Source organism: Megasphaera sp. AM44-1BH (genome assembly GCF_003467125.1).
Classification (GTDB): domain Bacteria; phylum Bacillota; class Negativicutes; order Veillonellales; family Megasphaeraceae; genus Megasphaera.
Window position 1 is genome coordinate 61,039 of the sequence record NZ_QSFA01000014.1, and the last position, 20,986, is coordinate 82,024.

Sequence of the window (20,986 nt, forward strand, 5' to 3'; positions counted from 1 at the left end):
ATGCTCAAACATAAAGACAACGATGTCTATCCCACATCGTGTCTTTATGTTTTTTTATTACCGTATTTCGCAAGAGGGGGCGAATACCATGTATGTCATGCATATGGAAAAAATACTTGAAATGAATATGGCCGCATACAAGCGCAAAGAACGGCAAGAAAAAGATGACCAGCCACGCCGCCCGCATAAAGGCCATCCTGCCGGAATCAGCCTGTCCCTGCCGGACATTTGTCCGGTTTTAGGATAGAACATCCAACATAATCCCCGAACGCCCCGGTGTCGTGCACGGACACCGGGGTGTTCACGTTAAGATGGGAATTATCCTTTTTTAATCCGTTCGTGGATATGCATCATAGCCGGATTGATATGGCAGTATCCGCCGGGATTTTTATCCAGATATTTCTGGTGATATTCTTCTGCCGTAAAGAAATTCTGCAACGGCCGCACTTCCACCGCCAGAGGGCGGCCTGCTTTTTCCGCTACGTGATTGACGACTTTGCGGATATCCGTCAATAATGCCGGGTCTTCATAATAAATGCCCGTCCGGTAATTGATTCCTTCATCTTCCCCCTGCTTATTTACTGACAGCGGATCGATGACCATAAAATAATAATCCAGCAGCTGTCCTGTCGGCAATACATCGTCATCATAGGCCACTTTGACCGTTTCCGTATGACCGGTCCGCTGGGACTTCACTTCTTCGTAAGTCGGTTTTATAGTCCTGCCGTTGGCATATCCTGTTTCCGTTTCCAATACGCCATCAAATTGATCCAGAAATTTCTGCAGGCCCCAGAAGCAGCCACCTGCCAGATATATAGTCTGTATCATTTCTATATCACTCCTGTCATTGCATATTCGTATACCGTCTTTACTATACCATAAAGGGGCCGGATTGTGTACTTTTTTCCTGCATTGCAAAAAAAGGCATCCCATGCTATGCTTACAGAGAGGTGAGGACGATGGATTCTATTATACAATTATCACTGGAGCGCCAGTACATGAGGCGTCTCAATTGAACATATTCAACACAGTGAAACATGGATGCTGCCGTCATAAAAAAGCTCTGAAGCGGACGCTGATTGTCCTCGTTCTCCTTTCCGTCCTTCTCTGCGCTCTGGCTTTTGCAGCCATCCACGGCGCCGCCCGCCTGTTCAATCATACCATGTCCCGTCAGACCATGCTCCGCGGTACGATTACCGTAGAAACACTGGCACCCCACATTACGGGCTACGTCCAGTTCACCAATCTTGTCTGGAAAGACCCGGACGGCCATCTCATCCTCTACGTGCCAGACGGCAGCCTCAGCGTGCGCCCCTGGGATATCATCACCCGTTCCATCAAATCGACGACGCTTACCAATATTACCCTCAATAACGCGACCATTGCCGCCTATTTTGACGAAAAAAACCAGCTGGATCTCATCGCCCAGGATGAGAAAGAAAAAAAGGACGGCACAGAAAAAAGACAGCCCCGGTCTTTTCAGGACCGCATCCGCAATATCAACTGGAATGGCCAGAAACTGCATGCCTCACTGGATCTCAACAACTGCCAACTGGAATCGTATCATATGAGCCGTCATTATGTTATGGAAAGCGTCAACGCCCATATCGGCATGTACACGGGAAAACGGGCTGATATCCAGGTCTCTACAGGCCGGTTCGCCGGTACGGCTATCGGAGATGGCGTCGCTATCAAAGGAAAAATCGACCTGACTACCCCTATCCCCACGATGGACATGAACGTGGATATCGTCAATGTGGATCCTTCTTCTCTGGGTTTTGGCGATAACATCCACGACCAGATGACATTGACCTTCCACGCTACGGGACCACTGGACCAGCCGGAAGCCCGGGGCCACCTCCACATGGAACGGCTGAACCTGCCGGCCCTGCGCTTTACCGATGTGTCTGGCGATGTCTATTATCACGACTCCCTGCTTCAGTTTACCAAAGTAAAAGCCAATGTATACGGTGGCACGCTCGATGCCTATGGCGATTATAACCTGGAAACCCGGGCATATAACATCTACGGGCACGGAGAAGACCTCAACAGCAGCACGGCCCTGCACGATATGAAATTCAGGACGCTTGTCACCATGGACATCACCATGCGCTGCGACGGCAATCCCCGCCATCTCAGGGCCTATGGATCATTCCAGTCTGGCAGCGGCTATTATTTCCCTCTCCACTTCAATTCCATTTCGGGACGCTTCAACAACCGCTACCATGAACTCGATTTCTATGACGTCGTCATCAGCACTGCCATGGGTGATATTGCAACCGATGCCCTGCACATCGTAGACGGCGATGTCCAGATCAGCCCGGTACGGATCCGCGACGCCGAAAGCGGGGAAACGACAGAATTCCGCGGTCTCGACAACTATAAGGAAAGCAAAGAAACACAGGCCGCCATAGGCCACAATATAAAGAGCCTGGGCCAGAGCATGAAATCCATCAACCAATCCATAAAGAGCATGAAGAAATCCCTTGATTTCTGATATAAAAACGACGATGCCGTACGAAGCAGTGATTGCTCCGTACGGCATCGTCGTTCTGTTTATCCCATCAACCGCACTTCGGTAAGGGGTCTTTCTTTTGTTCTATATCGTGTTTTCCTTTTTCCTGGATTTCTTTCCACAGCGTATCTGCCACAGGCTGCCACTGTTTCGCATATTCTTTACACTTTGCGCACAGGTGTTCTGCCGATTCCGGCGAAATCAGATCCGTCGATTTCGCCCCGCTCCGTTTGACCATAGCTGCCAGGTACTGTGGGTTTTCCAGCATCGGGCACGGACGCAGATGATTGTGGTTAAACGGCTGGCCTTTGGCGTATTCTTTAAACAAAGGCTGCTGCAGACATTCGAGCAGACTCTGGTTCTTGATATTGGCACTGGAATAATGGATGAATACACACGGTTCCACGTCGCCATTAGGGTTGATATGGCAATAGTTCCGGCCACCGGCTACACATCCGTCAATATACTGACCGTCGTTCTGGAAATCGATGGCAAAAATAGGTTTACCGCCTTTGACACTGCGGATTTCGCGGACACGGCGTACCATATAGGCCCTCTGTTCTTTCGTCGGCATCAGGTCCGGCGATGCGTCGTTACCGACGGGCATATAATGGAAATACCAGGTGAAATAAGCGCCCTTGCGGATCAGCAGGTCGAGAAAATCATCGGATGTAACCGTTTCAATATTCTTGCGGGTGTAACAGATAGACGTGCCAAAGACGATGCCGTGTTCCCGGAGCAGATCCATGGCATGCATGACCTTATCGAAATGACCGGCACCGCGGCGGCTGTCGTTGACTTCCCGGTATCCTTCGACACTGAGGGAAAAGCTCAGATTGCCTACATCGGTCACTTCATGACAAAAGGCATCGTCAATGAGGGTCCCATTGGTAAACGCATGGAATTCGCAATCGGGATGTTTACGGCAGAGGCGGATGATATCGGCTTTGCGGACGAGTGGTTCCCCGCCGGTCAGCAGATAGAAATGACAGCCCAGTTCCTTGCCCTGGGTCACGATTTTATCCATCACATCGAAGGACAGATTCAGCGTATGGCCGTATTCGGCAGCCCAGCATCCGATACAATGCATATTGCAGGCACTGGTCGGATCAAAAAGAATAGCCCAGGGGATATTACAGTGATATTTCGCTTTTGCGGCATTACGGGCACGGAGCCCATAAAAACCGGATTCAAATCCCAGATCCATGACAGCCGTTTTGACGATATTCGGGTTGAGCGTGTTCAACGCATGGTCCAAAAAATGGAACCATTTGCCATCTTCATCAATCAGACGGCGGGCTTCTTCAAAGGATTCTTTTTCAAATAAGTCGCCAAAAAGATGTTCCATAACAAAGGACAAGTGTTTCAATGACTTTCTCCGGTCTTCCGGATTTTTTTCTGACATAATGCGGTCTACAATCAATCCTACCGTTTTCTTTTGTACTTCGTGTGTCAATCTTTTCATGGCATTCCATCTCCTCTTTTTGGAAACCGAAATAGCACTTTTCTTTTCACCTATTATTATACGCCTCCCAACGCAAATGTCAAAAGGTTAAAGTCAAAAAGTCAGATACGGAGTAAAAAATCTGCCCCATGAACCATGATACGGTCACGGGGCACTCTCTTTTCTGCATCCATCTATTTTCCCGGTACGATAGAATTTTTCCAGGGGGATCCGACCAGGCTCGATGTCGCAGCCAGGCTGTGTACCATCTGGGATACGGCCTGATAGTTGGCCTGAACGCCTTTTTCACTGTTTTCATAGGTCGCGGCATTTTCTTTCTTGATACCGATCGTATCCGCTTCCTTTTCAGCATCCATATTGGCACCGATAAAGACGAATTCCCAGCCTTTTTCTTCCTGGGCATCAATCAGTTTCCTGACTTTTTCCTGGTCATAGGTCTGACTGTAGTTTTCCAGTCCGTCCGTGATGATGACAAACAGGACTTTGCTGCCTGTATCATCGATGCCTTTGACGGCTTCGGTCTTTTCAATGGCATCGCCAATAGTATCGTACAATGCCGTCGCGCCACGGACCTTATACGAATCGAGGGTCATATCGGGCACCTCAGAAATCGGCTTACGGTCCGCCAGGATTTCGTGATCACTGCTGAACAGGATGGTCGTCACATTTGTCGGCACCGACAACTGCCGTTCTTTGGCCAGCATGGAATTGTAGCCTTTTACCGTATCTTCTTCCAGGCCTTTCATGGACCCGCTCTTATCGATGAGCAGCACGACTTCCAGATGGGACGCCTGTACAGCCGGCTTTGCTGTCCCGGCCGGTTCCGTTCCACTCTGTGTTGTCGTCGTTTCCGTCGTCGCAGCAATCCCCGGTACCGTAGTCTGTATTTCCGTTCCCTTCAGTACCTGTCCGACTGCCGGCACGCTCTTTGCCAGCTGCTGCAGCGTATCAGTCCAGTTGGCTGCCATGACAGCCGTACTGCCCAGTCCCATGAGGCAGGCCAGGGCAGCCATTATTTTCAGGTGTTGTTTCATCATCATCGCCCTCCTTTGCTATATTCTTATTATACCATCCTTTGTATCACAGTTTTAATACACTTTTACCTGTATCCAACCTTCATTGTACATCTTGTCGCCTTCTTCCCCCAGGTCCTGATACGTTTCCTGTCCTTCGTAGACTTCCGGCGGCGGGAATACGACGGGATTATCCTTGTAATCTTCATCTTCTTCCATTTCCGGAACGGCCGTATTCGGTGTTGAATAAGTCAGATATTCAAAGTTTTTGAGGGCTATATCAGGCCGGCTCATAAAATCAATGAAGGCGTGGGCGTTTTCTACATGGGCCGCGTTTTTAGGGATGACCCAGGAGTCAATCCAGAGATTCGTCCCTTCTTTTGGTACGACGTAAGCCAGGTCTTCATTTTCCAGCATCATGCGCAATGCTTCCCCGGAAAAAATGACACCCATGGCGGCTTCCCCGGAGACGAGCTTATCCTTTACATCATCGATACCATAGGCCTGGACGAGCGGTTTCTGGGCAATGAGCATGTCCCGGGCCTGACGGATTTCATCGGGATTGGTCGTATTGAGCGAATAGCCCAGCCGTTTCAGGGCTACCATATAGGCATCGCGGGGAGAATCCTGCATGAGGATTTCATTCTTATACTTCTCATTCCAGAGAATATCCCAGCTATCTACGGGATCATCGACCATGGTGCGGTTGTACAAGATTCCGACGGTCCCCCAGCAGTACGGTACGGAATAGATATTTCCCGGGTCAAAGGTTTCCGACTGTTTGTAAAACGCCTGTCCCACATACTGGCGGGCGTTTGGCAGGCGGGAGAAATCGAGGGGCTGCAGGAGGTCGTGTTTGATCATCTTCTGAATCATATAGTCCGACGGACAGATGACATCGTAACGCACGGCACCGGCTGCCACCAGAGGATACATGCTTTCATTGGTATCGAATTCATCCATGACGACGTGGATGCCCGTTTCTTCTTCAAACTGCTCCAGCGTGTCCGGATCGATATAGTCGCCCCAGTTGTAGACATACACCACGTTATCCCCTTCCGCTTCCTCTTCATCGTGAAATCCGCAGCCGGAAAATGTCAAAAGGCACGCCAGGGCCAGGCAGAGACAGAGTATATATTTTTTTATCATGTGAGCGCCCCCTTAATGTGCCGACTGCCCCATCTGCATGCGTTTCCGGTTCCAGAACAGGAGAAACGCAAAGACCAGGACAAAAACAAAGACCAGTGTAGACAGGGCATACATTTCCGGATGGATTCCCAGTTTCAGTTCGGCATAGATTTCCGTAGGCAGCGTATCGATTCCGGCACCTTTGGTAAAGTGGGTAATGATGAAATCATCAGCCGACATAGTGAAGGCCAGCATAAACCCGGCCAGCAGGCTGGGCCGCAGTTCCGGCAGGACTACGCGGCGGAAGGCCATAAACGGCGTCGCCCCCAGGTCCCGGGCCGCATCATAGCAATTGCGGTCCAGAGACAGCATCTGCGGCATGAGACAGAGAATGACGTAGGGCAGATTGAATACGATATGGGCCATGAGGATGGTGCCGTAGCCGAGGCGCAGTCCCAGTCCCAGGAACAGCAGCATGAGGGAAATCCCCGTCACGATATCGGCGTTGAGGAGGGGAATATTGGCAATGCCCATAAGAACCGACCGGCGGCGCCGCCCCATGCCGCGCAGAGCCAGACAGGTCACCAGCCCGAGAAGCGTCGCTACGGCCGCTGATGACAAGCCAATGGTAATCGTATTCTGCAGGGCTTCCAGGATGCCTTCATTCTGAAACAGTTCGCCGTACCACTGGAGGGTAAATCCCGTCCAGTGCCCCCGGTAGCGGCTGGCATTGAACGACTGGGCAATGAGTACGCCGATAGGGGCGTAGAGAAACAGGAAAATCAAGGCCACGTAGGCTTTTTTCCAGAGACGCATCATTTCTTCACCTGCCCTTCGCTGCGGTCAAAATAGGCCGTCAGCACCATATTGATAATGATGAAAATCATGAGGACCAGCGATAACCCGCTCCCCAGATGCCAGTCATAGGCCATAGTGAATTCCTGTTCGACAATATTGCCGATTAACAGCACCTTATTGCCACCTAGGAGACCACTGATAAAGAATGTCGTCAGGGACGGAATGAACACCATGGTAATCCCGCTGATGGCGCCCGGAAGAGACAACGGCAGGATAACCCGCGTAAAGGTCTGCCACGAACTGGCCCCCAGATCACGGGCTGCAAAGATGACGTTCCTATTGATTTTCGAAAGGGATACGTACAAGGGCAGCACCATATAGGGCAGGAAATTGTATATCATGCCGATGACGATAGCCGCCGGCGTATTAATGAGCGTCACATCAGGCAGGGCCAGAAGACGCAGAAACTGATTGAGGATGCCATTTTTTTCAAGAATTGTCTGCCAGGCCATAGTAGACAGGAGGGAATTCATCCACATGGGCAGGATAAACAGAAGGAAAATGAGGGCACCATGGCTGCGCTTGCGCTCCGTCAGGATCAGACAGAGGGGATAGGACAGGAGAAGACAGACCAGAGTGCTCACCAGCGCCAGCAGGAGAGACAACTCCAGAGCCTTGGCGTATTCCCATTGCAGGAGGACGGCAATATTGGAAAGACTCCACTGCCCGTCACCGCCAGTCAGGCCATACCAGCCGACAAATACGAGGGGAACGAAAATAAACAGCGCAGCCCAAAAGAGAAAGGGCATTGCAAAGAGATGGCGCATGGCCACAGATTTAATCATTTTCCATCGCCCTTTCATCTTCCGATTCCGGTTTATTCATAATCTGGATATTAAAGGGATCCACCCACAGGCTGACTTCATCTCCCGGGTGATAGACCCGCGTCGATTTGACCAGCCATTCGATTTCCCCGGCGCGGACGGTGATATTGTAATTCATCCCTTCAAAGATGACCTTGGTCACCGTGCCGTTGAGTGCCCCGTCACGGACCTCATGGAGTTCGATGTCTTCCGGCCGTATCTGTACATCGACGGGGCGGTTGCAGCCAAACCCCACATCGACGCAGTCAAAATCCAGCCCCTGGATGCGCACGAGCTTGTCATGGACCATGAGCCCGTCCACGATATTGCTGTCTCCGATGAAATCAGCTACGAAAGCATTTTCCGGTTCGTTGTAGACGCTTTCCGGCGTGCCGATCTGCTGGACATAGCCCTGATTCATAACGACGACCGTATCGGACATACTCAGGGCTTCTTCCTGATCGTGGGTAACAAAGACAAAGGTGATGCCCAGTTCTTTTTTGATTTTTATGAGTTCCAGCTGCATGCTGCGCCGCAGTTTACGGTCCAGCGCGCTGAGCGGTTCATCCAGGAGAAGTACCCGCGGTTCGTTGACGATAGCCCGGGCAATGGCTACACGCTGCTGCTGTCCGCCGGATAAATCGACGATATTGGCATGTTCATAGCCGTCGAGATTGACCAGTTTCAGGGCATAGCGGATTTTATCTTTGATATACTCACGGGATTTGCCGTGGATTTTGGGACCGAAGGCGATATTATCCGCCACATCCATATGGGAAAACAGCGCATAATTCTGAAACACCGTATTCACCTGGCGGCGGTTGGGCGGCACATGAGTGATATCCTGTCCGTCAAACAGGACAACGCCTGTGTCAGGTTCTTCAAACCCGCCGATGAGCCGCAGTGTCGTCGTCTTTCCACAGCCACTCGGCCCCAGAAGTGTTACGAATTCATTTTCATAAATCGTCAGATCCAGGCCATCCAATACGAGATGACCATCAAAAGACTTTGATACACCCTGCAAATGAATCAATTCTTTTTTCATTTCGTCTATATTCCTCCTGTCTCACAGGTATGCATAATAAATTCACCTTAACTGTATTATTCTACCAAACAAAAGGAGCTTTGAGCAACTGTCTTTTCTCATTTTCATCTTGTTTTTTCTTTTTTAATTTTTGTTTTCTATGCTATTCTATAGTTATTATTTATAAAAAATAAATCATAAAGTCTTTCGATTGTTAAATAATTTTTATCGTATTTTTACGTTTTAAATTTTGTAAATTTCATGTAAAATTTTCTTTCTAAAACAAACTTGTTATAGGTTATACGTTTAAATTTATTTTTAAAAAGCATGTTCTAAAAAATAATACTTGTCATAATTATGCTTCATACATTTGTCTTATTATATAGGACATGGTATACTGAAGACGCTGATTACGATCGTATATATATAGCATTGCAGCTGCACCCCATCTATGGATATCCAACAGACAAGAAGGAGTGCTTATTTCTATGCCAAACACAACCCCTGAAACCGTACAGCCCCAGAAAGTCGGGGGATTCCTCGGCTGGATTGAACGGATCGGCAATAAAATTCCCGACATTACCATGCTGTTTATTGCCGCATTCTTTATCACCTGTATCGTTTCCATGATTTTTTCCTATTTCACCTTTGATTATGTCAACCCGGCGACTGGCAAGCAGATTGCCATCACCAATATGCTCAGCCCGGCGTCCCTGGTGACTCTCATGACCAAAATGGTCACCAATTACTCCGGTTTCCCGCCCCTCGGCATGGTCATCGTCGCTACCCTGGGTATCGGCATTGCTGACGGGTCCGGTTATATCAACACGGGACTCAAGAAAATCCTGACGGTCACGCCGAAATTCCTTCTCACACCGATTGTCATCGTCGTCGGTATGCTCAGCCATCTGGCACCGGACAGTGGTTACATGATCATTATCCCTATCGCAGCATACCTCTTCTATGCATCGGGCAAGCATCCTCTTTCCGGTGTCGCTGCATCTTTTGCCGGTATCGCCGGTGCCTTTGCCGCCAACTATACGCCGTCGGCCATCGACCCGGTCATCCAGGGCTTTACCCAGATGGCAGCCCAGATTATCGACCCGACTTATGAAGTCAATGTCCTCTGCAATTATTTCTATGCTGTCGGTTCAACCTTTGCCGTCATCGGTTCCTGCTGGTGGATTACGGAAAAAGTCACGGAACCGTGGTGCTGGAAAGCCTGCCCCCTCGATACAGACATCGACGTATCGGAAAGTGCCATGACGGCTATTACCCCCAAAGAAAACCGCGCTTTCTATATCGCTTCCTTCGTCCTCGTCGCCATGCTTGCCGGCCTCTTCCTGAGCCTCATGCCTGCCGACTCGATCTGGCGTGATCCCCAGGGAAATCTGGCCAGCTTCAAAGCGCCGGTTATGCAGTCTATTGTCGCTATTATCTTTATGCTCTGCGCCGTCACCGGTATCGTATACGGCATCATCAGCGGTAAATTCAGAAGTTCCAAAGATTTCACCCACTCCATGGAAGAAATCACCAAGACATTGGTACAACTTATCGTATTCTATTTCTTCGCTGCCCAGTTCATGTATGCCTTCGGTGCTTCCAACCTGGGGGCTCTCATCGCCGTATCCGGTGCCGAATTCCTGAAATCTCTGGCTCTGCCGCCGCAGATTACGATTTTCGGGGTCATCGTCTTCGTTGCCCTCCTCAATCTGCTCATCACATCGGCATCGGCAAAATGGTCCATCCTGGCACCGATTTTCGTACCGATGCTCATGTCCGTCGGCATTGCCCCGGAACTTACCCAGGCTGCATTCCGCGTCAGTGACTCCGCCGTCAACGTCTGCACACCGATGTTTGCTTTCTATCCCCTGATTATCATTTATTGCCAGAAATATTACAAAAAAACCGGCGTCGGTACCCTGAGCAGTATGATGCTGCCCTACACCGGTGCCCTGCTCGTAGCCCTGACCATCATGTTGTACCTCTTCTGGTGGTTCAATATTCCTCTCGGCTTCCAGGCAGATTATGTATATCCCCGTCAGATGTTCTAACGGGATATAGTAAAGGAGGAACCATCCTATGAATCCATTACAAGAAGAAATGATGCATCGTTTTTGCCGGTACGTCCGCATTCCGTCCCAGAGCAAGCCCAATGGCGGCACGCAGGTCCCCAGCACGGAATCGCAGTGGGATATGGCCCGTACTCTCATGAAAGAATGCGAAGACATGGGCCTCGTCGATTTGTCCCTGTCAGATAAATGCGTACTCACAGGCCGTCTCCCTGCCCATACTGAACCGGGCTGCGACCGCAAGATTCCCGCCGTCGGCTTCTGTGCCCATCTGGATACGGTCGATGTAGACCTGTCACCTGTCGTACATCCCCAGCTCGTCGAACACTACGACGGCGGCGACATCGTCCTCAATGCAGATAAAAATATCGTCATGACCGTCAGCGACCATCCGGAACTGCGCGACTATATCGGTCAGGACCTGATCACGACAGATGGCACCAGTGTCCTCGGGGCAGATAACAAAGCCGCCATCACCAACGTCATGACGGCACTACACACCCTGACTACCCATCCGGACCTGTATCACGGCGATATCTACGTCGCCTTTGTCCCCGACGAAGAATGTGGTCTCTTCGGATCGAAGAATATGGACTTTTCCAAATTCCCTGTCGATTTCGCCTATACTATAGACAGCTGCGCTCTCGGAGAAATCGTCTATGAAACATTCAACGCCGGTTCGGCTACGGTTACCATTCACGGTGTCAGCGCCCATCCCATGAGCGCCAAAGGCAATCTGGTCAATCCGACGCTCCTGGCCTGCGATTTCATCAATATGTTCGATCGCAGCGAAACGCCGGAATGCACAGAAGGAAAAGAAGGATACATCTGGTGCCAGGCCGTAGAATCCAACCAGTCCAAAGCCGTCGTCAGCCTCAATATCCGCGACCACAGCAAAGAAAAATACGAAGAAAAGAAACGGCGTATTGCTGCCAACGTAGAAAAGCTGAAACAGATGGAACCGCGGGCTGCCATCACCTGCGAAATGGAAGATACCTATGGCAATATTGCCGATGCGATTACCGATGACAATCACAAGGCCATCGACTACATTTTCGATGCATTCAAGGAATTGAACATTCAGCCCAAACCCATTGCCATGCGCGGTGGTACGGATGGTTCCTTTATCTCCACCAAAGGTATCCTCACGCCAAACTACTTTACAGGCGGCCTGAATTTCCATTCCCGTTATGAATTCCTGCCCCTTCCCAGTCTGGAAAAATCCTATGAAGTCACGATGAAACTCATCAATCTCATCTACAAAGGATAATCATTAAACTAATGAAAACTGCCGCACGAAGCAAATCATCTGCTTCGTGCGGCAGTTTTCGTTATTGCTACTATACGACAGGATCCGCAAAATATACATATACACCTTTGAGCCGTACGAGGTCGAGGCCCATTTCTGTAAAGGCTGCGTGGATTGCCTTTTCAGAAAGTGCTACGTTTTTCTTTGCATCACCGGCTTTGACGACGTATTGTGCCCCGTCATCAAGCGGATAAATCCGCAGGGTTACTCCATCATAATCGAGACGGAACATACCACTGCCATCTTCTGTCTGCAGGTTCGTTTTGATAGAACGGTTGTGCAGCTGCGGCTGTACCGGTTCCGTGAGGCGCATGCCCGTCGGCGAAAGCTTCGTCGTTTCTCCCGCCTGGGAAACACCATAGGTGCCATACTGTTTTACTGTATTGTCCTTAACACGGAAAATCGGCATAGAGACTTCTACTTTGTGCTGCGGCCGGCCACCATCACGGTTCCAGACATCCTGATTCGTAATATCCGGTTTGGTCTGGACAATCTGCAATGTCGCGTCTCCACCGGAAACGAGATAATTCTTCAGAAAATCAGGGCCGCTGAGCAAGATCCCGAAGGAATACGTACCCGGCCAGTTTGTCCGCGTATTACCATTAAGATAGCCATGACCATAATCGCCATAATCATAGTTCAGACCTCCCGGCTGGTCCCCATTGGTCAGGCCCGTAACGCGGGACTGGGTCGTCCGTACGACATCGTACGGAGTGAATACGTCATCCGTATCAATACGGAGAGGCGCTTTATTTACGATGATATCCCCTTCGATGGTGACAATGTAGTTCTTCCGGGCATCGCTGCCATTTTCATGGACAATACCACCACCATCCGATTCAAGGTCATTGTAGTACGTCCCGGCATCGGCCGTAGTCCGGCCAGCCCGGTTGGTTTCGTACGCTCCGCCAGCCTTCGGCGTCATCGTCAGGCCGTCGGTAGAAATAGTATCCCCGTTCACCAGGTTGGGATTGGACGATTCCGTAAAGGTCCTCTTGTCCGAACCGTAGGTCTGGATCATATCGTTGGTGACCTTGATGGCTACTGGCGTCAGAGTAACGGAACCTTTCTTATCCAGCACCACTTCGTAGTTGTCCAGGGACTTGTTGAAGTCCGTCGTAATGCCATAGCTGTCCAGGCTGCCATCCATCTTGTACTTTACATCGTTGGTCCGGTCCTTGCTTACAAGAGCACCGGATGTGTTGGTGATACCGATTTCAGACGTCAGTTCAGCCAGGCTGTCCCCGTTCTTTTCGCCTTTGACCGTAGTCGCACTATCCAGATCCTTCTGAACTGCCCCGGCATCCCCATAGGCTTCCGTATAGTCGCCAGTGGACAAATGGAGGGTGGCCTTGTCGATGGCAGCATTGCCATCTTCAATCTCAATATTGTAGTTATTCAGCGTCTGGGAAGTGGTTCCCTGCAAATAGTAGCGCCCGCCATTCACCGTTTTAGTTACTTTGCCAGCCTGTTTTTCTGCTTCAGAAGCGTCGCCAGTATTGGTATAGGTGATGTTGCCGGTACCATAGGTTCCGTCCAGAACGTTGGTCACCACATCGGTACCATCCCCGTTGGTCAGGCCTTTTATATTGTTGGCATCGTAGCCGTACTTGCTGGTATCGAAAGCCGTACCATAAGTAGTGGATACATCGTTGAGCTTCACCTTCACTGTGGCTTTGTTTACCGTGGCCGTACCAGTCAAATCAGAGTTTTCCTTATCGATTTCATAGTTCTTAGCCGTATCACCCTTCAGGGTAAACGTCCCTGTCAGATCATAGTCTCCTACATCCTGGGTCTTGACATCGGAATTGCTGGAATCAGCCTTTTCTCCGCCATTAGAATAGGAAACTTCAATCTGATTGTTCCTTACGTCGTCCTCTGAATCTCCATTGGCGTTGCCGGACAGGGTATAGGTATAAGGGGTCCAATCATTCGACCCATAGGTCGTGCTCGTATCCCCTACTTTCAGGGTCAGTTTGGCCTTTTCCACCGTGGATTTCCCATTGGTGATGTGGACGGTATAGTCAGAGAGATCCTTGCTGGCAGCCCCCTGGAGTGCATAGGTCCCGGCATTCTGTGTCTTCACCTTGTCATTGTCGGCATCGGTTTTCGCCCCGGTGTTGGTGTAGTTGAGGAATCTGTCCCCCAGAACGGAAGCCTGGCTATCCCCGTTCACCAGTCCGCCTTTTGCCGTATCAATGGTGTAGGTATACTTGTCCGTGTTGAAGGCCGTCCCATAAGTAGTGGACACATCCCCCACCGTCAGGTAAAGATCAGCCGGAGTAACAGTAATAGTGCCGCTGCCGGTGACCTCATAGTTGGCGGAAGCATCGCTGCCGTCACTGGCCTTTACCTCTGCACTGGAAGTCAGGTACTGGTCTTCATACTTGCCTACATGTGCCGTATCGTTGCTGCCTTTGCTGTCCGCATAGCTGCCGTCGGTGGCAATGGTATATTGGATATCGCCCAGCGTATCTCCGTTCACCAGCTGGGTTTTGTCGTAAGAAGGCGTCCCATTGGTCACTGCAGTATTGCCGTAGGTCTGGGTGCCATCGGTGCTGATGGTCAAGGTCTTCCGGAGAATTTCGATATCCCCATTGACCGTTTTCAGGTCATACCCGTTCAGCGCCTTGGCCCCATTTTCATCCACATGGAATATATAGAAGGCCTTTTTCCCATCAGAAGCTGTCTTGTCTTCGTCCCCTTGGGTCCGGGTAGCCCCTGCTGCCGCCCCATCACTGGAAACAGCCACAGCATCCGTTCCGGTTTTTGTCCCATCAGAACTGGTCACGTAGGTCAGATAGTCGGCTTCCTTGAAATTGCTGAACTGGGTCACATCGATATTGCTGCCGTTGGAATCCTTATAGGTGGCCGAGGTGCTCAGCAGATTCCGCAGCTGGTCATCGGTAAGGGTATCCCCGTAGGTCTTCTGCTGGCTACCCCCGGAAATGGTGATCACCGGAGTCACCTGGAAAATGAACTTGTTGCTGCTGGTATCCTTATAGTCCGTAAGGGTATTGCCGGAACTGTTGCCGAATACCGTGCTGTTGGCATCGGATTTGGCGGTCCACTGGGCATTGGTGCCGCTGATCAGGTTATCGCCCAGGCTGGTACCGTAGTCGCTGGGGGAATTCACATAGACCTGCCAGGTACCGCCGCTGCCGGTGGTGATGGCATCTGTGCCAGTGATGCTGTTGACCAGGGAGCCCTGGCTGCCCTGAGCATCTACTACCACGGCCCCTGCTGCGGCACTGGCTGCAGCCAGTGTGCCAGCGGTGGCATTCCCATTGTAGTCCACCCCGGCCCCCAGAGTGATCCGGCCTTTATCTCCGGTGGAAGTGAGGCTGATCTTCCCGCCGTTCAGGGTGTTATTGCTGTCGGTATACCCGTTAGATTCCACCCCGTGGACTGTCAGATCACCGGCCGCTTGGATGGTCACACTGTCCAGCTGGAAGGCAGTGTTCTGATACCCATCAGTACGGGTGGCGATGTCGCTGGCAGAAGAAGTGGTATCCGTAGTGCCGGAATGGATTTCCCCGCCAACGTTTACAGTGCCGCCAGAAATGTAGACTCCATGGTCTGCATAGATGGTACCATGATAATAATTAGTAACGTTGGTATTGTCAGTTCCTACAGTCACAGCCCCGGTGCTTTCGATGTTCACCGTATCCAATGCCTTCGATTTACCAATGTCTCCTTCCAGGCTGACTGTACCGCTTCCAGCTCTGATATTCAGACTGGAATTAGCCAGGTTGGTTTCCTTGACAAAACCTACAGTAGTAGCACCACCCATGGCTCCATCATCCCATTTGCCATGAGTACCATACCCTACGGTCAGGAAAGGGGAACTATTATCCGGCTGGGAACGGGTAACATCGACACGTTTTTTATCCGTTGCCGTTGCCTTGTCGGTCCAGGTATCCCAGTTCACATAGCCATATACATTGCTTCCCTTGTTATACGTATAGGTCTTCCCATCACTGCCTAATGATACCGTACTCCAGTCAGAACCGGCATTGCTGTAGAACTGGGTGCCTTTTCCATTGTTGGCTTCTCCTTCCGGACCAGTAACCCAGTACATGCCGTCCTGATAAGTTGGATCATCCGGCATACCCCAGTAAGAGTACGGATACAGTTTGTCATTATTCGTGGATCCTGTTTTATTCAGTACACCGGACCCACGACCGCCTACCCAGAGATACTGCTGTCCGTTTGGCGTGGTCAGAGAGTTTTCCAGCACCGTCGTAATGGTAGCCAGATAGGAATCTCCTACAGCCGATTTACCTTCATTATACGTTTTTGTTTTCGGGTTGTATTTGGCCAACGATTCGGATACAAACCAGTTGCTGGCAATAAGCTGCTTGATATCATTGGTTAAATTTGTATAAGCAGTGCTTCCGTTATTCATTTTCGTTGTATCCGTGCTGTTCTTCGCAAATGTCAGTGCACTATCCGCCAGGCTCTGAATCTGCGCCTGTGTCAAAGCGGTAAAGTTATTTCCCACCTTATAACCCAGTGCATTATTAGAAACCCCATTGACATTGACAGAACCTACCGTCAATGTATAAGAAGTACTCCCAACTGTAATAGTAGGGTCAGAGGTCATATATCTGCTTAAAAAGCCTTCTGGATCTGAGACTGCCACGTACTGTAAATATTCCTTCGTGGACATTTTTCCTTCCGTAATAATTACAGAAGAGTATCCTTTTCCCTTTGTTACACTGACAGCTGTCGAACTGCCGTCTCCCAGCCAGCGGATATTCTGGGTATCCGTTTCCTTATCAAAGGTATAATGGGGCTCTCCATTGGAAAAGTCCGCTGTATCCGTTGTCGTTTTATAGGTGCCATCTGCATTCTTTACATAATTAACCCCCTGATAATGATAAGCCGGAACCGTATCGGAAGTCAGATATTCATTGACTTTATCAGCTGTGAGTTCATCCCAGGTAGTAGTGCCATACACATAGGCCCCGTAGCTGTTCCCGGAGTTGATGATCCCGGTGGCCGTCACATCTCCTCCCCCGGAATCCAGGGTCAAAGTTCCCCCGTTGAGGCCGATGGCGATTTCCCCGTTAAGGGTGATTTTCCCGCCGCTGGTCTTGATCAGCCGGTCATCCTTTGCCCCATCCGCTGTACCACTGCTGTCCACATGTCCAAAATAGGTACCGACCGTATGACCCGCAGGATCTGTCTTGCCCGTAAGGGTTCCTTTTCCATACCCTTTGGTATTGGCAGAATCACTGGTATATTTCACCGTCCCGCCGGAAGCGGAGGTAAAATCCCCGCCATTGGTGTTGATATTTGCATTGATGATCACGGCACCAATCTGGTCCCCGTTGCTGTCCGCATTCAGGACCACATTCAACTTGCCCGCCGTAGAAGTGATGTTGCCGTTGACGGTGATATTCCGCATAGCGTCCAGGGTAAAGGTCGCATCGTCTCCTGCCGTCTTATCGATGTCATTTTTGACGATGATATTGGCCGATCCGTTAGTGGCCGCTGCCTGGATGGTCACATTCGTGCCAGCATTCAGCATTTTTTCCACCATATCAGTAGAAATCCAGGTCACGGCGCTGTTGACGGAAGACGCATTGGCTGTGGTGGCATCGGGGTCGTTGTAGCCGATGGAGGCACTGCCATTGGTGAAATCAGAATTCGCGGCGGTTTTCTTTTCCGAGTTTTCATAATTGCTTGTCGTTGTAGGATCGTTATCAGCAATGATTACGTCCAGCGGATCCAGCAACCATTCCCCGACCTTGCCGGTTATCCCTTTTGCGTCGATATTCAGACTATTTCCCAGATTCAGCACGTCGCCAGAAGTTTCAATTTTGCCGCCGTTATTATCACCTTTTGCCAGAAGATTGGTATTGTCGTGGACGACGGTTTTCTGGCCGATGACTTTGATATTGCCGGCATCCTGCCCTTCTTCCGTACCGGAAGCGTCAAGGGTACCGCTGACTTCGACCTGTCCATTGTCCCCACCGTCGAGAAGGACCTGGCCTTTTTCATTTTTACGCAACGTCTTAGCTTCGATAGTACCGCTGTTGTTGACGACCGTGCTCAGGACATCGCCAGCACTTTTAGCCGTCATGACGACGTATCCGCCATCGGCTTTGAGCGTACCGTTGTTGAGAGACTGTGCCCGTGCCAGAGTACCATCGACAGTGAAATTCAGTTTCCCATCAGCATCACTGGACAGATTCAGATTCTTTGCTGCCGTAAGAGCTACCGTACCGCCGTCATCAGTAATGGTACCGCTGTTTTCTACGTTTGACGCATGAAGAGCGACCAGACCGCCCTGGGCCTTGATGATTCCTTCATTGATAACAGCCGCATTGTTTTCATTATCGACAGCGAGATTCAGGGAATCCTGGCTGCTGCCGAAGTGATTCATCGTGTCATCGGCGAGACGGGCCGTCGAGGCGACGAGTCCTCCTACATCAACGCTGGCATTTTTACCAAATACAACACCGTTGGGGTTGACCAGAAAAATATGGCCGTTGGCATTCAGGTTCCCTTCGATCAGGGACTGCTGGCCGCCGGTTACCCGGTTCAGCGCTACGGCATTCTTATCGGGCTGTGCATAACGAATTGTTTCATTTTTAGCTATATTAAACTGCGTCCAGTCGATAGCCATGCGGTTGCTATTTTGTTGGACCGTCATCGTCTGTCCCTGTTCTACAATGGACCCATTGCCGGACCGGATGGTTCCACCCGAAGGCATAGCCTGTACAGAGCCGCCCAGCGCCATGGCCAGAAGGACCATGCCCGTCAGCCGGTGTTTCCATTGGTTTCTATTTCTATATCTCATATATATCCGCTTCATTCCTTTCTTATATATACATATTTCTTAGAAATATACGCCCGTGCGGAGCCAGAATTGTCCATTGCTATGGCGCGTATCGCTGACCGGTTCTTCGGAACCCAGTTTCCAGGCATAATCAGCCCGGACGAACCAGTCTTCATGACGGGACCAGATAAGCCCCAGACCGATGCCCTGCAGATTGCGGTGGTTTTTGGCACTAGGATTCAGACTGCTGTCTTTATTGATCCAGATGCCGCCGTGTTCCAGATAAGCGGCCAGCTGCAGCTGCTGGTCGTTCTTCTTGAGAGGCAGCTGCCAGCGCAGTTCAGCCCGTGTCAGATATCCCGTATCGCCGGAGGCTTCACTGGTCGGATAAGCCCGTACGCCGTACGGCCCGCCGAGATAGAAATGTTCGGACGAATCCAGGTTGGAAAAAGCGTACTGGCCCCGTGCTGTCAGGAGGAGATACAGGCGGCTGTTGATATTCTGATGCCGTTCGATATGGCCCCGCATTTTTTCATATGTACCGGTCGTCCGGGGGCTGTTGGCCAGAAGCGGAACAAAAGGATTGGACGAATTATACAGTGCATCATTGGTGATGTGTCCCCATTTATAATCGACACGCCAGTTCGTGAACCCTTCATTATCCTGGCTGTCCCCGTACAGAGAGAACACGGCTGCGTTACCCGTCTTATCTCCATAGGTTGCATCCCACAGGCGGTATTCATCTTTCATGCGGCTGTGTTCGTATCCGATGCCGGCATAAAAATTGTGCAGCCGGCTGCGCTGAATAGCATAATCAAATCCGATAGAAGCCACGCGGGACTGGCCTACCCCGTCCAGATAAGAAAATTCATCGCCCAGATCATAGCTCATGACGTTGTAACCGACGGTCATGCGCAAGCCATCGGTCAGGACAGGAATCGTATAATTGGCACCCCAGTCGAACATCTTGCGGCCGGAAGTAGCAATGCCCGTATTCAGATGATCCCCTTCGTGGGCCAGATTGGTGAAATCATAATTGACACCGTACTGGTTGTACCCCATGGAGCGGCTGCCATAGTTATCGGCCGTTGCCAGACCATGTTTTGTTTTATATGGATCGACATCGAGCAGTACGTGGACCGTTCCCGGTTCACTTCCCTGGCTGAGCGTTACTTTGGCGTCTGCATCAGCCAGATCTGACAGGAGCCAGACGGCCCGTTCCAGTCCGGCCCGGGTAACGTAATCGCCTTTTTTCAGGAATCCGATCTGCCGCTGGATGGCTGCATCGTTGATTTTCGTATGATTTTCAACAGTTACCCCATCGAGCCGGCCCACCTGAACGACATAGGTCACAATCCCCTGGTCTATCTGCTGTTGCGGCAGATAAGCCCGGGCGACAATATAGCCGTGGTCACGGAAATATTTCGTGAGTACATCAGCCCCGCCCTGCAGCTGGGCAAAGGTGAGGTCTTTTCCTTTATTATCTGCCAGCAGTGCCTGCAGCGTCTGTTCGGAATAGATATCCTGTCCGGTAATCTTGAACTCCCGGACGGGAACGGTGACCTCTTTTCCCTCAACAGCCGGAGAAGTCCCCTGTTCCGGCGTCTGTACCTTGACATCTTTCGATGCTTCAGGAACGGTCAGCGTGCGCTGCCGGTCCCGCCATTCATTCTGCAGCATGCCTGCATCGGCCTTGCGTGGCGTATCCCGCAGTCCTTCCGGCAGACCAGCCGGAGCAGCCGCTTGTATACAGACAGCTTGAGCAGCTCCTAAAACAGCAGCTGCTATGATGATCCTAATCTTTCTGTTGTGACTCCTTTTCACCAAAATATCCCCCCATACTCCGTCAAAACATCATGTCTGTAACGAATATTAATTATCAAATTATAATTTGTTTTTCTTATTTTTTATCGCCCATATTATATAACAAAATCTATTATAAGTCCATGATTTTTCGTAATGTTAAATTTATTTTATTGAATGATAAAATAAAACATAATTATAAAAAA

Annotated in this window: 13 protein-coding genes; 4 read left to right on the forward strand and 9 right to left on the reverse strand. The window is 50.4% G+C overall.

Features of this window, described 5'->3' with window-relative positions:
• The first annotated feature begins 88 nt into the window (after window positions 1-88).
• Window positions 89-247, forward strand: a complete 159-nt coding sequence (locus DW949_RS13655) for a hypothetical protein (RefSeq protein ID WP_199595846.1) — start codon at window positions 89-91, stop codon at window positions 245-247.
• A gap of 71 nt (window positions 248-318) precedes the next feature.
• Here the strand turns inward: DW949_RS13655 and msrA are convergent, their stop codons facing one another.
• The gene (gene msrA / locus DW949_RS09875; RefSeq protein ID WP_118023052.1) at window positions 319-828 is read right to left on the reverse strand and encodes a peptide-methionine (S)-S-oxide reductase MsrA; all 510 of its coding nucleotides are present in this window, start codon (window positions 826-828) and stop codon (window positions 319-321) included.
• A 184-nt stretch (window positions 829-1,012) separates the two neighbouring features.
• Between msrA and DW949_RS09880 the strand changes: the two genes are divergently transcribed.
• On the forward strand, window positions 1,013-2,497 hold the full coding sequence (locus DW949_RS09880; RefSeq protein ID WP_118023053.1) for a hypothetical protein: 1,485 nt from the start codon (window positions 1,013-1,015) through the stop codon (window positions 2,495-2,497).
• A 67-nt stretch (window positions 2,498-2,564) separates the two neighbouring features.
• On the opposite strand, the gene DW949_RS09885 is transcribed toward DW949_RS09880, so the two are convergent.
• The 6 genes from DW949_RS09885 to DW949_RS09910 form a co-directional block, all read right to left on the reverse strand.
• Window positions 2,565-3,980 carry a radical SAM protein gene (locus DW949_RS09885; protein ID WP_118023054.1) on the reverse strand — a complete coding sequence of 472 codons (1,416 nt, stop codon included), beginning with the start codon at window positions 3,978-3,980 and terminating at the stop codon, window positions 2,565-2,567.
• A gap of 173 nt (window positions 3,981-4,153) precedes the next feature.
• Complete coding sequence (locus tag DW949_RS09890; RefSeq protein WP_158570665.1) at window positions 4,154-5,017, reverse strand: vWA domain-containing protein; 864 nt, start codon at window positions 5,015-5,017, stop codon at window positions 4,154-4,156.
• Between the two features lie 51 nt (window positions 5,018-5,068).
• Window positions 5,069-6,142 (reverse strand): ABC transporter substrate-binding protein, encoded by a 1,074-nt coding sequence (locus DW949_RS09895; RefSeq protein ID WP_118023056.1) that lies wholly within the window; start codon window positions 6,140-6,142, stop codon window positions 5,069-5,071.
• Between the two features lie 12 nt (window positions 6,143-6,154).
• The gene (locus tag DW949_RS09900) at window positions 6,155-6,940 is read right to left on the reverse strand and encodes an ABC transporter permease (protein ID WP_233539570.1); all 786 of its coding nucleotides are present in this window, start codon (window positions 6,938-6,940) and stop codon (window positions 6,155-6,157) included.
• The gene (locus DW949_RS09905) at window positions 6,937-7,764 is read right to left on the reverse strand and encodes an ABC transporter permease (protein ID WP_118023058.1); all 828 of its coding nucleotides are present in this window, start codon (window positions 7,762-7,764) and stop codon (window positions 6,937-6,939) included. Before DW949_RS09905 ends, DW949_RS09900 begins: the two co-directional genes overlap by 4 nt.
• On the reverse strand, window positions 7,757-8,827 hold the full coding sequence (locus tag DW949_RS09910) for an ABC transporter ATP-binding protein (RefSeq protein ID WP_118023059.1): 1,071 nt from the start codon (window positions 8,825-8,827) through the stop codon (window positions 7,757-7,759). The genes DW949_RS09905 and DW949_RS09910 overlap by 8 nt, the downstream gene beginning before the upstream one ends.
• A gap of 467 nt (window positions 8,828-9,294) precedes the next feature.
• Between DW949_RS09910 and DW949_RS09915 the strand changes: the two genes are divergently transcribed.
• Complete coding sequence (locus tag DW949_RS09915; RefSeq protein ID WP_118023060.1) at window positions 9,295-10,860, forward strand: AbgT family transporter; 1,566 nt, start codon at window positions 9,295-9,297, stop codon at window positions 10,858-10,860.
• 28 nt (window positions 10,861-10,888) lie between these two features.
• Window positions 10,889-12,148, forward strand: coding sequence for a peptidase T (gene pepT / locus DW949_RS09920; protein ID WP_118023061.1), 1,260 nt, complete (start codon window positions 10,889-10,891; stop codon window positions 12,146-12,148).
• A 70-nt stretch (window positions 12,149-12,218) separates the two neighbouring features.
• Here pepT and DW949_RS09925 read toward each other — a convergent pair whose 3' ends face one another.
• Together DW949_RS09925 and DW949_RS09930 are read right to left on the reverse strand one after the other, a co-directional pair.
• On the reverse strand, window positions 12,219-18,998 hold the full coding sequence (locus tag DW949_RS09925; RefSeq protein ID WP_158570666.1) for a filamentous hemagglutinin N-terminal domain-containing protein: 6,780 nt from the start codon (window positions 18,996-18,998) through the stop codon (window positions 12,219-12,221).
• Window positions 18,999-19,037: 39 nt separating this feature from the next.
• The gene (locus tag DW949_RS09930) at window positions 19,038-20,801 is read right to left on the reverse strand and encodes a ShlB/FhaC/HecB family hemolysin secretion/activation protein (protein WP_199595848.1); all 1,764 of its coding nucleotides are present in this window, start codon (window positions 20,799-20,801) and stop codon (window positions 19,038-19,040) included.
• Between the last annotated feature and the right edge of the window lie 185 nt (window positions 20,802-20,986).

Bases quoted from the DNA above. Each gene is read 5' to 3' on its own strand.
- DW949_RS13655 (WP_199595846.1), top strand. From the start codon at position 89: ATGTATGTCATGCATATGGAAAAAATACTTGAAATGAATATGGCCGCA.
- msrA (WP_118023052.1), bottom strand. From the start codon at position 828: ATGATACAGACTATATATCTGGCAGGTGGCTGCTTCTGGGGCCTGCAG.
- DW949_RS09885 (WP_118023054.1), bottom strand. From the start codon at position 3,980: ATGAAAAGATTGACACACGAAGTACAAAAGAAAACGGTAGGATTGATT.
- DW949_RS09890 (WP_158570665.1), bottom strand. From the start codon at position 5,017: ATGATGAAACAACACCTGAAAATAATGGCTGCCCTGGCCTGCCTCATG.
- DW949_RS09895 (WP_118023056.1), bottom strand. From the start codon at position 6,142: ATGATAAAAAAATATATACTCTGTCTCTGCCTGGCCCTGGCGTGCCTT.
- DW949_RS09900 (WP_233539570.1), bottom strand. From the start codon at position 6,940: ATGATGCGTCTCTGGAAAAAAGCCTACGTGGCCTTGATTTTCCTGTTT.
- DW949_RS09905 (WP_118023058.1), bottom strand. From the start codon at position 7,764: ATGATTAAATCTGTGGCCATGCGCCATCTCTTTGCAATGCCCTTTCTC.
- DW949_RS09910 (WP_118023059.1), bottom strand. From the start codon at position 8,827: ATGAAAAAAGAATTGATTCATTTGCAGGGTGTATCAAAGTCTTTTGAT.
- DW949_RS09915 (WP_118023060.1), top strand. From the start codon at position 9,295: ATGCCAAACACAACCCCTGAAACCGTACAGCCCCAGAAAGTCGGGGGA.
- pepT (WP_118023061.1), top strand. From the start codon at position 10,889: ATGAATCCATTACAAGAAGAAATGATGCATCGTTTTTGCCGGTACGTC.
- DW949_RS09925 (WP_158570666.1), bottom strand. From the start codon at position 18,998: ATGAGATATAGAAATAGAAACCAATGGAAACACCGGCTGACGGGCATG.